This is a genomic window from Vibrio sp. 10N.222.52.B7, from assembly GCF_041474275.1.
Classification (GTDB): domain Bacteria; phylum Pseudomonadota; class Gammaproteobacteria; order Enterobacterales; family Vibrionaceae; genus Vibrio; species Vibrio crassostreae_C.
Map to the genome: position 1 here is coordinate 16,297 of NZ_JBFRTU010000076.1, position 13,047 is coordinate 29,343.

The 13,047-nt window shown below is 44.8% G+C and carries 13 protein-coding genes; 10 read left to right on the top strand and 3 right to left on the bottom strand.

Going from position 1 to position 13,047, the window contains the following annotated elements:
* Positions 1-93 precede the first annotated feature (93 nt).
* From AB4512_RS18445 to AB4512_RS18475, 7 genes are all read left to right on the top strand, one after another.
* Positions 94-1,557: a fructuronate reductase gene (locus tag AB4512_RS18445; RefSeq protein WP_017068140.1), complete on the top strand. Its 1,464-nt coding sequence runs from the start codon at positions 94-96 to the stop codon at positions 1,555-1,557.
* A 12-nt stretch (positions 1,558-1,569) separates the two neighbouring features.
* Entirely contained in the window at positions 1,570-2,982 is a 1,413-nt protein-coding gene (gene uxaC / locus AB4512_RS18450; protein ID WP_102394443.1) for a glucuronate isomerase, read from the top strand.
* Between the two features lie 3 nt (positions 2,983-2,985).
* Positions 2,986-3,978: a sugar kinase gene (locus AB4512_RS18455; protein WP_372175316.1), complete on the top strand. Its 993-nt coding sequence runs from the start codon at positions 2,986-2,988 to the stop codon at positions 3,976-3,978.
* 9 nt (positions 3,979-3,987) lie between these two features.
* Positions 3,988-4,614: a bifunctional 4-hydroxy-2-oxoglutarate aldolase/2-dehydro-3-deoxy-phosphogluconate aldolase gene (locus AB4512_RS18460; protein ID WP_017068137.1), complete on the top strand. Its 627-nt coding sequence runs from the start codon at positions 3,988-3,990 to the stop codon at positions 4,612-4,614.
* A gap of 129 nt (positions 4,615-4,743) precedes the next feature.
* Positions 4,744-5,247 (top strand): YgjV family protein, encoded by a 504-nt coding sequence (locus AB4512_RS18465; protein WP_372175317.1) that lies wholly within the window; start codon positions 4,744-4,746, stop codon positions 5,245-5,247.
* Positions 5,248-5,518: 271 nt separating this feature from the next.
* Positions 5,519-7,567 (top strand): glycoside hydrolase family 3 N-terminal domain-containing protein, encoded by a 2,049-nt coding sequence (locus AB4512_RS18470; protein ID WP_102398630.1) that lies wholly within the window; start codon positions 5,519-5,521, stop codon positions 7,565-7,567.
* A gap of 64 nt (positions 7,568-7,631) precedes the next feature.
* Complete coding sequence (locus AB4512_RS18475; RefSeq protein WP_102321247.1) at positions 7,632-8,012, top strand: hypothetical protein; 381 nt, start codon at positions 7,632-7,634, stop codon at positions 8,010-8,012.
* A 275-nt stretch (positions 8,013-8,287) separates the two neighbouring features.
* Here AB4512_RS18475 and AB4512_RS18480 read toward each other — a convergent pair whose 3' ends face one another.
* Entirely contained in the window at positions 8,288-9,235 is a 948-nt protein-coding gene (locus AB4512_RS18480) for a LysR family transcriptional regulator (RefSeq protein ID WP_048662505.1), read from the bottom strand.
* A 126-nt stretch (positions 9,236-9,361) separates the two neighbouring features.
* On the opposite strand from AB4512_RS18480, the gene add reads away from it, so the two are divergent.
* Positions 9,362-10,360, top strand: a complete 999-nt coding sequence (gene add, locus AB4512_RS18485) for an adenosine deaminase (RefSeq protein WP_017061091.1) — start codon at positions 9,362-9,364, stop codon at positions 10,358-10,360.
* A gap of 118 nt (positions 10,361-10,478) precedes the next feature.
* Positions 10,479-11,045, top strand: a complete 567-nt coding sequence (locus AB4512_RS18490; protein ID WP_102321248.1) for a sugar O-acetyltransferase — start codon at positions 10,479-10,481, stop codon at positions 11,043-11,045.
* Here the strand turns inward: AB4512_RS18490 and AB4512_RS18495 are convergent.
* Positions 11,042-11,236 (bottom strand): hypothetical protein, encoded by a 195-nt coding sequence (locus tag AB4512_RS18495; protein ID WP_017072485.1) that lies wholly within the window; start codon positions 11,234-11,236, stop codon positions 11,042-11,044. The genes AB4512_RS18490 and AB4512_RS18495 overlap by 4 nt on opposite strands.
* A gap of 37 nt (positions 11,237-11,273) precedes the next feature.
* Positions 11,274-11,897 (bottom strand): HAD family hydrolase, encoded by a 624-nt coding sequence (locus tag AB4512_RS18500; RefSeq protein WP_372175318.1) that lies wholly within the window; start codon positions 11,895-11,897, stop codon positions 11,274-11,276.
* A 365-nt stretch (positions 11,898-12,262) separates the two neighbouring features.
* On the opposite strand from AB4512_RS18500, the gene AB4512_RS18505 reads away from it, so the two are divergent.
* Complete coding sequence (locus tag AB4512_RS18505) at positions 12,263-12,970, top strand: GntR family transcriptional regulator (RefSeq protein ID WP_017061088.1); 708 nt, start codon at positions 12,263-12,265, stop codon at positions 12,968-12,970.
* The last annotated feature ends 77 nt before the right edge of the window (positions 12,971-13,047 follow it).

Consider the following 13,047-nt stretch of genomic DNA (forward strand, 5'->3'; position numbering starts at 1 on the left):
GGTCACAGATAGATTCTAAGACTGCTAAACACTCAAACGCTTTATCAAATAATAAAATCCCGCTGGTTCGCTGGCGGGAAAAGGAACTGAATAATGAAGACTGTTGCTAACTCTACGCTGCCAAACACTGTACTACGACCTGACTACGACCGTTCAGCACTCCAAAGCCGTATCGTGCACCTTGGCTTCGGTGCATTTCACCGAGCGCATCAAGCGTTGTTCACCAATGAAATGCTCAGCAAGACCAGCACTGATTGGGGTATTTGCGAAATTAACCTATTCGGAGGCGAAGACTTAATTGAATCACTTCGCACGCAAGATCACCTTTACACGGTTGCTGAAAAAGGCGCTGAATCCACAGACGTTAAAGTGATCGGCTCAGTGGCCGAATCTCTTCACCCAAGCCTAGACGGCATCGAAACCGTATTAGAAAAAATGGCCGAACCTCAAGTGGCTATCGTTTCTATGACCATCACAGAGAAAGGCTACTGCGCAGACCCAGCGACAGGAAAACTCGACAAAAATAACCCATTAGTCATCGCTGACCTAGCTAACCCAAGCGAACCTAAATCAGCATTAGGTTACATTGTGCAAGCGCTCAAAATTCGACGTGAACGTGGCTTAACACCATTCACGGTCATGTCTTGCGATAACGTGCAAGAGAACGGTCATGTAGCAAAAGCAGCGATCATTGAGTTTGCTCAACTGCTTGACCCAGAATTACGTGATTGGATTGAAACCAATGTCACCTTCCCATGCACCATGGTTGACCGTATCGTACCCGCAGCAACAGAAGAAACACTGACAGAAATTGCAGAACTGCTTGGTTGTGAAGACCCATGTGGCATCGCCTGTGAACCCTTCCGCCAATGGGTGATTGAAGATAACTTTGTGGCAGGTCGTCCAGATTGGAATGTCGCTGGCGCAGAGTTCGTAGAAGATGTGGTGCCTTACGAAGAGATGAAACTGCGTATGCTCAATGGCAGTCACTCTTTCCTTGCTTACCTTGGATACCTTGGTGGCTACGACCATATTTCCGACACTATGACGGATGCTGGCTACCGAAAAGCCGCTTTTGACATGATGATGAAATCACAGGCACCTTCGTTAACGATGCCTGAAGGGACTGATTTAGAAGGTTACGCAACCTTGCTGATCAACCGCTTCACTAACCCAAGCTTGAAGCACAAGACGTGGCAGATTGCGATGGATGGCAGCCAGAAGATCCCTCAACGTATGGGTGGCAGCTTACGATTCCATTTAGATCAAGGCTCAGATTTCTCGTGGCTTGCAACCGCCATCGCTGGCTGGATGCGCTATGTATCTGGCGTTGATGAGCAAGGCAATGAGATTGATGTCCGCGATCCAATGGCAGACACACTTCGCCAGATCTGCGACCAGCATGGACTCAATGTTTCTGTGGTTCCAGCATTACTTGCGGTTGAAGCGATTTTCCCTGCCGAGCTAGGCCAAGACCCGCAGGTCATTGATGCGGTAAGTTCAGCGTACCAATCATTAATTGAACACGGTGCCGTTGCGACCGTGGCTGCGTTATAAGGAGTACAAACAATGAAGAATTTCTTATGTGAAGACTTTTTACTGTCGAATGAGACTGCACGTCGTTTGTACCATGAACACGCAAGCCACCAGCCGATTTATGACTATCACTGCCATCTAAACCCGGCAGAAGTGGCTCAAGATCGTCAGTTCGAAAACATGTCTAAGATTTGGCTTGAAGGTGACCACTACAAATGGCGTGGTATGCGTTCAGCAGGGATTGATGAGCGTCTGATTACTGGAGGCGCAAGCGATTATGATAAGTTCATGGCCTGGGCTAGAACCGTCCCTCAAACCTTGGGCAACCCACTTTACCATTGGACTCATTTAGAACTACGCCGCCCATTTGGTATTACTGGCACTCTCTTTGGTCCAGAAACCGCAGACCAAATTTGGCACGAAGGCAACGAGCTATTAGCGACACCAGAATTTAGTGCTCGCGGCATCATGAAGCAGATGAATGTGGTGATGGCTGGTACGACAGACGATCCAATTGATTCTCTTGAACACCATAAGGCGATCGCTCAAGACAATTCATTTGATGTACAAGTGTTACCAAGCTGGCGCCCAGATAAAGCCTTCAAAATCGAACTCGACACCTTTGTCGATTACCTGCGCCAACTTGGTCAAGTAGCCGATATCGAGATCCGTCGATTTGATGATCTGTTGAGTGCGCTAGACAAGCGTTTAGTCCACTTTAATGCCCATGGCTGTCGTGCGGCTGACCACGGTATTGAAGTGGTTCGCTACGCACCTATTCCATCAGAATCGGATTTGGATGCCCTGTTAACTCGACGCCTCAATGGCGAAACGCTCACCGATCTAGAATGTGCGCAGTTTTCAACAGCGGTTCAGGTGTGGTTAGGCAAGCGCTACGCCGCAATGGGTTGGGTAATGCAGCTTCACATTGGTGCTCAGCGCAATAACAACACGCGCATGTTCCAACTGTTAGGCGCAGATGCAGGGTTTGATTCGATCAGCGATAAGACGTTTGCCTTCGAATTGGCTCACCTGTTAGACGAAATGGATCAAAGCAACGAGTTACCTCGCACCATTCTTTACTGCTTAAACCCTCGCGATAACGAGATGATGGCAACCATGATTGGTAACTTCCAAGGTGGCGGCATCGCGGGCAAAGTTCAGTTTGGTTCTGGTTGGTGGTTCAACGATCAGAAAGACGGCATGCAACGCCAAATGGAACAGTTATCTCAACTTGGTCTGCTTAGCCAGTTTGTCGGCATGCTGACTGACTCTCGCAGCTTCTTGTCGTACACACGCCACGAATACTTCCGCCGAATTCTGTGTGACATGCTTGGTCGTTGGGCTGAAAACGGCGAGGTACCAAACGACATGTCACTGCTTGGCCCTATGGTCGAAGACATCTGCTTTGGTAACGCAAAACGCTACTTCGAAGAGAGGGCGTAACCCATGAAACATATCGCCATTATTGGTGAGTGCATGATCGAGCTTAACGGCAAACCGTTCGGCTCAATGCATCAAACGTTTGGCGGGGACACACTCAATGCTGCGGTCTATCTAAGCCGCGGCTGCGAGGCCAACCTCAATCAAGATGACATAAAAGTGTCCTACGTCACGGCTTTGGGCGCAGACCCGATTAGCAAGGGAATGTTAGAACGCTGGCAACAAGAGGGGGTGTCGACGGACCTTGTTCTACAAGACAGCCAACGTACTCCGGGTCTATACCTAATTCAGCTTGATGACGCAGGTGAACGTACCTTTCTGTACTGGAGAAACCAGTCGGCTGCACGCTACCTGCTACAGCACCCAGATTTCAATCAGATAAAGCAGGCACTGCGCAATGTCGATATGGTCTTTCTCAGCGGGATCACATTAGCGATTCTGCCTGAACAAGATCGTATCGAGCTATTGAACATCTTGGTTGAGTTGAAGGCACAAGGTGTTGAGATTGCCTTCGACAGTAACTACCGCCCTGCACTTTGGCCACAAGACGAAAACCAAACCGTCAAAAACAGCTACCAGGCCATGTATACATTGACGGATTTAGCGTTGGTCACATTCGATGATGAACAATTAATTTGGGGCGATAGCTCTCCAGAACAAACTATCGAACGTCTAACGACGCTGGGTGTTAAGCGATGCATCGTCAAACTGGGTGCAGATGGCTGTCTCATTCAAGATGCCACCATTCAAAGTAACATACACCCAGATTCTGGTGCCGCTTCGGCTCCACTAGCGGTGCCAACCCTGCCTGTTGATCATGTCGTTGATACGACCTCGGCAGGAGACTCATTCAATGGCGGATTTTTATCGGCTTACCTTGCGGGCGAAGACTTAACAAAGTCATGCCAGCGCGGCAATACCATGGCAGGCGTCGTTATCCAACATCGTGGTGCCATTATTGCAAAAGAACTCACTCAAGCGGCCATCACAGCCATTTAAGGAATACCAATGTCTAACATCAAACAACAACTGAAAACACTGAAAGTTATCCCTGTGATCGCTATCGACAACGCTGAAGACATCATCCCTCTGGGTAAAGTGTTAGCTGAAAATGGTTTACCTGCAGCAGAAATTACATTCCGTTCGGAAGCTGCAGTTGAAGCTATTCGTCTACTTCGTGAATCACAACCAGATATGTTGATCGGCGCAGGCACTGTGCTCAATCGTGAGCAAGCTATTGCGGCTAAAGAAGCAGGCGCAACGTTTGTAGTCTCTCCTGGCTTTAACCCAAACACGGTAAGAGCCTGCCAAGAGATTGGTATTGATATCATTCCTGGAGTCAACAACCCGAGTACAGTAGAAGCCGCTCTAGAAATGGGCTTAACCACATTGAAGTTCTTCCCTGCTGAAGCATCAGGTGGCATCAACATGGTTAAGTCACTTCTTGCGCCTTACACGGATATTGAAATCATGCCGACCGGTGGTATCAACCCAAACAACATTAAAGACTACCTAGCGATACCTCGCGTGCTCGCATGTGGCGGTACTTGGATGGTGGATAAGAAGCTGATTGAAGAAGGCAATTGGGAAGAGCTGGCTCATTTAACTCGTGAAGCCGTTAAGTTAGTCAATTAAACCTAGTGCAATAGCATTTTGACGTTATATCTAGCCCTCCTTTTGGAGGGTTATTTTATGGTTGAGCATTATTCTTTCAAAGTTAATATTTAATCGTGCTCGATAGCATCTTAAAAATAAAGGCTAAATATGGAAAACTGGATAACACAAGGAGTTGGCGGCCTGGCTTTTTGTATCGGTGTAATGGCATTTTGGCAAAAAGATGATATGCGTTTTCGCTACCAGATGATGATCTTTTGTTTTGTAATGAGTATCCATTTCATATTAATGGGCGCCATAGTGGCGGCTATAGGCGTAATTATTAATGCTATTCGCAGCTATGTATCGATAAAAACTCAATCGCGCAAAGTGATGTGGTTCTTTATTGGCTTGATGTGGTGCATGACTTTACCCAACATGAATCATTTCTTTGAATTTATTACGGTTGTTGGTTCATCCGTTGCGACATGGGCACTCTTTTCAAGACAAGGCATCGCATTGAGGTCCTTGATCTTATTCAATTCTTTCTGTTGGGCTAGCCATAACATTTGGATTGGTTCGATTGCCGGGTCCTTTGTCGAAATCACCTTTATTGTCACCAACATGGTCACTATCTATCGTTTACATCAACGCAGATTGTTAACTATAAAATAGGCAATATATTTTTTATTCTAAATTTAAAATATGGAAGTAATACATCACTAATTAAATGGGGATTAATTGGATATCAAAAAATTAAATCTAGTTAAGTTTACGTTATTTAAACTTCGTCAATATATTTCCAATACTAAATTGAATTAAATCACCAATTAAATTTATATGGTGATCCAAACCTTTAGTTTGACCTATTTTGGTTAACCAATAGTCCATTAATTATTAAAATTGGTCATGTACTTATTATTATACTAACAATAGGATCGTGACCATGAAGCGTCTTACCCTGACACCTATAGCAATCGCGTTGCTTCTTGCAGGATGTAACTCATCTGATAGCGACAATAACTTCCAGCAACCCCAAGTTCACTCTCGTGTTCATGATGTATTGAACGTTGAGGGCTACCAATTCCGAGATTCTAACGGTAATGGAACACTGGAGCCTTTTGAAGACTGGCGATTATCTCCAGAAGAGCGAGCAGCAGACTTGGTTAGCCGCATGACGCTAGATGAGAAAGCCGGCATGATGCTCATTGACACCTTAAACTCGTCCAAAGGTGGGCTCGTTAGTAGTAAAGGGCAAGACATGATTGGCGATGCCCAAATGACGCGCTTTATCTTCCGTAACAGCGTAGTTGAAACACCTACCAATGCGCCTGATTGCGATTCAGGCCGTTCAGGTTGTCAGATAACCCCAACAGAAGCTGCCCAGTTCATGAATAGTGTTCAAGAACTGCGTGAACAGACGCGAATGGGTATCCCCGCTCTATTCAAATCCAATGCTCGTAACCACATAGATCCATCAGCTAAAGCAGGGATCAACGTTTCTTCAGGTGCCTTTTCTGCTTGGCCTAAAGAGGCAGGTTTAGCAGCCACTCGCGACATGGATTTAATCACTGAATTTGCAGGTATCATGAATGAAGAATGGTCTTCAATTGGCCTACGCAGTATGTACGGATACATGATGGATTTGGCGACAGAACCTCGTTGGTACCGAGTACACGAAACCTTTACCGAAGATGCAGATTTAGCGTCTGACATTATGCGCTCACTTATCAAAGGGTTGCAGGATGGCGGTGAGGTCAACGAAGACAGTATCGCGCTAACCATCAAACACTTCCCTGGTGGCGGTCCACAAGAAAACGGTGGTGACCCACATTATGACTTCGGTAAAAACCAAGTCTATCCAAAGAACAATTTTGATTACCACCTAAAACCGTTTATTGCTGCGATTGAGGCTGGCGCTTCTTCAATCATGCCTTACTACGGCATCCCTGTAGATCAAAAGTGGATGCCAAACGATGTTGGTATGTCCTTCTCAAAAGGCATTGTTACCGACCTTCTCAGAGACGAATTGGGCTACACAGGTAACGTGAACTCAGATACCGGCATTATTGGCGATCGTGCATGGGGTGTGGAACACAAAACGATTGATGAGCAGGTTGCCATGGCGGTCGAAGCTGGAGTCGATGTTCTTTCAGGTTTCCATGATAAAGAAGTCATCGTGAAACTCGTGGAAAAAGATCTGCTTACCGAAGAGCGTGTCGACCTATCAGTCACACGCTTACTTGAAGAACAATTCAAGCTTGGCCTTTTCGAAAACACTTACGTTGATGAGAAAAAAGCCCAAGAGATTTTAGGCAACGAGAAGTACCAAGAACGCGCTGATTACGCACAGAAAAAGTCTGTCGTCTTACTTCAAAATACCAATAAGACTTTACCTCTAGCTGAATCAACCGCACAAAATCCTGTTGCTCTGTATGTCATGGGAATGGACGAAAACATTGCAGGAGACGACAAGTACAACTTTACCGTGACTTCCGGAGATTACGAAGCGGGAGAAACGCGTCCACCAGTACCAGCCGATACGGACTATGCGGTTATTCGTGTTCGCGTATCTAACGAAGGCTCAGATCCTGATCTTATCTTTGGTGGCGCGAACCCAGATGAACTCGATATTCTTGCGTTCAGTGAAATGGCTACAGCTGCATCTTGGCATATTGAACCAAGCCTAAGCGACATTAAAGCCGTTATGAACGAAGTGGGCGCTGACAAAACGGTATTGTCCATCAACTTTAGACAACCCTTCGTGCTAGACGATCAAAGTAATCTTAAGCAAGCCGGTGCCGTGATCGCCACATTTGGTGTCTCGGACAGCAACCTAATGGAAGTACTTTCAGGCAACTTTGCTCCTCAAGGAAAACTGCCATTTGCTTTAGCGAACAGTGCCCAAGCCATTCAAAACCAAGACTCAGACTACCCTGGGTACGATCAAGCCGACACCCTTTACCCGTTCGGACATGGTTTAAGTTACGAATAATATTTGAGCTAATTCAGGCAGTGTTGAGCACTGCCTTTCCTTCTTAGATACCAAGGACAAAGTCATGGAACATATCTTACAACTGGGTTGGGATGATCACGCTATTCCACATAAAATCTGGATAGAACAATACTACGATGGGTGTCGTATCTGCTTGAAAGTCGTAAAAGACGTTGAGCCAGAAATGCTCTCATTGATTGTTCCAAATATTGATGTGCAAACCACTCATAAGGCGTGGCAAGGCAAAGCGACGAACATTACACCAGCCTATGATGACGGCGTGTTGTTCACTCAAACTCGCTCGCTATTCAATTTGCCTCATGGCTGCGTGATTTGGGCGGTAACACATATCCAGATGCAAAACGGCTTAAAAATGTCGGCAGACAAATTGTGCTTCGTACCAAAATACAGCAATCAAGTTTCTTGTTTTAAGGTTCCAGCATAACGTAACAACAAGCCGAGTCGCTTATCCAACTTGGCGCTAATCTGCGAAGAACCATAAAAAAGGCCAGCGTATACACGTTGGCCTTACTTCTGTCTGTCTGTCATCAGGATTAAGCACTAATCAATCAACACCAACGAATCGATGGCATTGGATTCATTTAGATATCTCATTCTTGGCGGGCATTTGGCACCCGTAATAAGACAATGCTCATTCTAAAAAGACGAAATAAATTTAAAAAAACTTATTTCGCCGTTTTGATCATCGTAGCTCGCAGTTTACAGCTGAGGTTCTTGGGTCTTATTGACGATTAGGTCGCGAAGCCATTTGTGACTTGGTTCAGAGTCAAAATAACGATGCCAAAGCAAAAACAAACCACCGGGAACCAACTCAATGGGAATCGGTTTCATCACCAGTTCGCCACTCTCAATATAGTCACAAACCGAGTTGTACGGATAACACATTAACAAATCGCTTTGCTTGCACAGCTTTACTGCGCTGGTGATGTCCGACACGTTGGCGGCTTTGTTAATTTGAAGCTGTTTGGCTTGCAAGATCTCCAGAAGCAACCAGTCGCCAACGCCACCAGTGACTAACTGAATATGACGGTATTTAAGGAAGGCTTGCAGGTTCCAATCTTCCTGGAGCACCGGGTGATCATTACGCATCAAACACACAGAGTAATCTTGCAGCAATTCGACATGGTTTAACTCAGCAGGGATATTTTGAATGTGGGTGCTAGCCCTTTCATCGAGCTCAAAAATTCCAATCCCAAAATCGACCTCACGCTTTAGTAGGCGCTTAAAGGTTTCGCTACTCCAAGTAGTACTGTTTACCGTAATGTTCGGCGCATCTGCTAGCGCGTTAGGCATAAATTTAGGGTAGATCGCGGTATAAGCGGTTTCAACAAGATCGATATTAAAAGTGCGTTCGCTGTCTTTCGGCTCAAAAATGTCCGGCACGGTTAGCTGTTCAACTTGCAAAAGGATCTGATGAATCTTAGGCGCTAAAGAGGTGGCTTTCGGGGTTGGAAACAGACCTTTAGATTCGCGCTCAAATAGCGGGTCATCAAACAAAGTTCGCAGCTTGGTGAGTTGTTTACTCACCGCAGACTGACTAAGGAACAATCGCTCTGCCGTTTTGCTCACGCTGCGCTCTTCAAGCAACACGTGTAAACACAGCAGTAAATTCATATCACATTTGAGTAAGCTTTTAACATCTACCATGATATTCCTTAGATTCAGATTAATGATGACTTTATGTCACTTTAAATCATATCACAAACTTGTTAATTTAAGCCCATGTAACCTATGAGTTAATAACTCAAAAAATAATAGACCTAAGGAATACTCATGAACTTTCTAGCACTCCCTAAGATTGATCTGCACTGCCACCTAGACGGAAGTGTTCGTCCAGACACCATTATTGATCTGGCGAAACAGTACGGAATCGAACTTCCAGAAGACCGTGAAGCGGTAGTAAAGTCTCTAACAGTGCCTGAAGATTGCAAAAACCTTGATGAGTACCTAGCTTGCTTTAGCCTGCCACTGCAAGTGATGCAAACGGAAGAAGCGATTGAGCGTATCTCTTTTGAGCTTTACGAAGACGCAGCACTAGAGAACGTTAAATACCTAGAAGTTCGTTTTGCACCGATTCTTCACGTAAACAAGGGCTTGTCTCTTGATGCAATCATCGCAAGTGCGGTTAAAGGCATGAAGCGTGCAGAAGAGAAATACGACATTAAGGGCAACTACATCATGTCTGTACTTCGTATGTTCCCGAAAGACTCAATCAAAGATGTAATCGACGCTGGTAAACCATACCTTGGTAAAGGCGTGGTTGCGTTTGATATTGCAGGCGGTGAAAAGCCGGGCTTCTGCGCTGAATTCCCTGAGTACACGCAATACGCTATTGAACAAGGCTACCGTGTGACGGTTCACGCAGGTGAGCAATGGCATGGTCAGAACGTTTACGATGCAGTCACACTGCTTGACGCTGAGCGTATCGGCCACGGTGTCCACATCCAAGGTAACGAAGACGCGTACAACATCGTTAAAGAGAAGCAGGTTGCGCTTGAAACTTGCCCAACAAGTAACGTGCAAACTAAATGTATTCACAAATTCAGCGACCACCCAATTGCTGAATTCAAGAAAGACGGCATCGTTGTAACGATCAACACAGACAACCGCACTGTGTCGAACACAACCATGACTAACGAAGTGAAGCGTGTATGTGAAACGTTCGGTCTAACACAAGAAGACTACGCAGAGATCTACAAGTACTCTGTAGAGAGCGCTTTTGCTTCAGACGAAGTGAAACAGCACCTAATGGGTTTCGTTGAGCAAATCTAATTTGAGCAATCTTGATTGCTAAGTAGAAAAACAGGAAGAGAAAGGCTTAGGCTTTTCTCTTTTTTTATGTCCAATTATCCGTATTCTAATATCGATGTTGACGAATGGGATGCAAACAATGAAAACAGAACTCGAGAAAATGCTGTCCGGTGAGATTTTTGATGGCGCAGACCATGAGGTAGACCACATGCGCACTCACGCCAGCAAGGCGCTATCAGACTTGAATCAATGTTCAGACGATACTCAACTACCAAGTCTTCAGGCTAATCTGTTTGGTAAAGTAGGAAGCAGCGTTGTCCGTCCTCCTTTTCATTGCGAGTTTGGCAAAACCATCGAGATCGGTGACGACACCTTTATCAACATGAACGTGGTGATGCTTGATGGCGCGAATATCAAGATTGGTAACAATGTATTGATAGGGCCAAGTGCCCAGTTTTACACAGCCTCCCACTCACTGGATTATCTCAGCCGCCGTAAGTGGGAAACTTTCTGCCTACCTATCACAGTCGAAGACGATGTGTGGATTGGTGGAAACTCAGTCATCAACCAAGGCGTTACGATTGGCGCTCGCTCTGTTATCGCAGCGAACTCAGTGGTTAACAGTGATGTACCACCAGATTGCCTGTACGGCGGCACTCCAGCCAAGTTGATTCGGCATTTGAATGCCGAACAAACTCGCGATTAAACAAGAAAGCGCGTATCCAAATCTAAAAAAGAGCGATGTTTCAATAGCATGGCTCTTAATCTAATTATCAGCGTTGTTTTATCGCACGCTTGTTCACCGCGAATTTGAAGCACGACAGCCGCAACTAAAACCAGCGCTGATATAGTCAAAAACAAGAATGCAACGATAGACTTAGGTGGGTATCTTTTCATTTTCTACACCCTCAAATTTAACTCACTCGCCAAGGTGTCAATCTAATAAATTAACGCCAAGCGCCTGCAAGCTGTTTTCACACTGAACGGCATCGGTAAACTGGATAGCAGCCATACCCAAAGATCTCGCACCTTCAACGTTATAAGGCATATCGTCAATGAAGACCGTTTCTGAAGCTTTGAGCCCATAATTAGATAAAAGCGCTTGGTAGATTTCAGGTTGTGGCTTAAGCATACCAAGCTCAGCGGAGACTGCCGAACCATCAAACAACGCCCAAAATTGATAAGTATTTTTTAAGTATTCAACAATCTCGACCACATTGTCGGTAAGCGCGTACACACCATAACCTGCAGACTTTACTCGCTCGATGAGTTCAACTGAACCGTGCAATAAGATCTGCGTTTGCTTAACGTAATAGAACAGGCGATCGCACTCTAACGGGGACAAGTCGAGTTCTTGTTGATAACGAAGCTTGGCCTCACTTTCGGTCAAGAACCCTTTGTTCAAATCCATCCAAATCGTACTTTGAAAAATAGAACGAGCTCGAGACTCCAATTCTTCAGTATCACCAAAAGTAAGCCGGGCAATTTCCAGAGGTGCCCAACGCACAATGACATTGCCTACATCAAACACCACATTTTTGATTTCATTAGAACTCATACACACTCCCGTATCACCATGTCATTGATGGAAAAACGACACAAAGTGCCGCACATCAAGATTCATAGCGAACGTTTATAAATTTAAAACCTTGGTTAGAATATACAATCAATAGAGTACAAAAAAGGCCATCATTACGACGGCCTTATCAATATTCAAAACGATACAACCATCAACATAGATCAGCTTTAGATGACACGATTGTCGATGCGCCGTCAGAAGTATTTTAACGATAGAACACGGCTCATTTCCCATCATCTAATTGGCCTTCTATGTTAGAATTATCGGCCAGTTCGGAATGCGCTGAGTATCTGATTTAGTTAACTATAATTTAATCACCATGAGTGCTTTTTTAAGTTTTTAGAATGAAAAAATATGAATTAGTTGTTCAAGATATTGTGAGCAAAATTTGCCAAAACAGTATCAGCCATAAGCTTCCTGCAGAAAGAGAACTGTCTGAAATATATGGATTATCTCGTTTCACGATTCGTAAAGCACTAGCCAAGCTAGAGGCTATTGGCATGGTGAAATCTAAGGTGGGTTCTGGTTACTTCGTCAACACTTCTCTCATTGGTACACCACTGGTGTACAACTCCATCACTGAAAACAGTTTTGAAGAGATCTCTTATAAAAAGCTCCAGTTGAATAAAGCGCTACCCGATAACCACGAACAGCAGATTTTTTCTTTAGACGACAATGACTACATCTGGAAAATTAGACGGCTTCGATTGATTAACAACAAAGTAGTTCAGATTGAAGAAGCCAAGATCCCTGTCAGTGTCTTCCCAGAGATGAATGCCGAGATCATTGAAAGCTCAATCCAGAAACATGCATTGGCGAAAGGTCTTCAGATCGATAGCTACTTAACGACGTATCAAGCGATCAACGTATCTAAAGAAGACGCGGAGTTGCTCGGCTGCAAAAAAAATGCCGCGGCGATGAATATCACCAACCGAGGTTTCTTAGCATCGGGGGATCTATTCATCGTCAGCGATATCATCGACATCAAATATCAATGCACCTATCACACTCCTTTTAACAATGAGAGCATGAGCTTCCGAGATAAGAAGTAACCTTTTAATTCGATTTAATATGGTTAATTTTTATAGATATAAGTTAATTACTCTATAGATTAGCCACTAATATTATT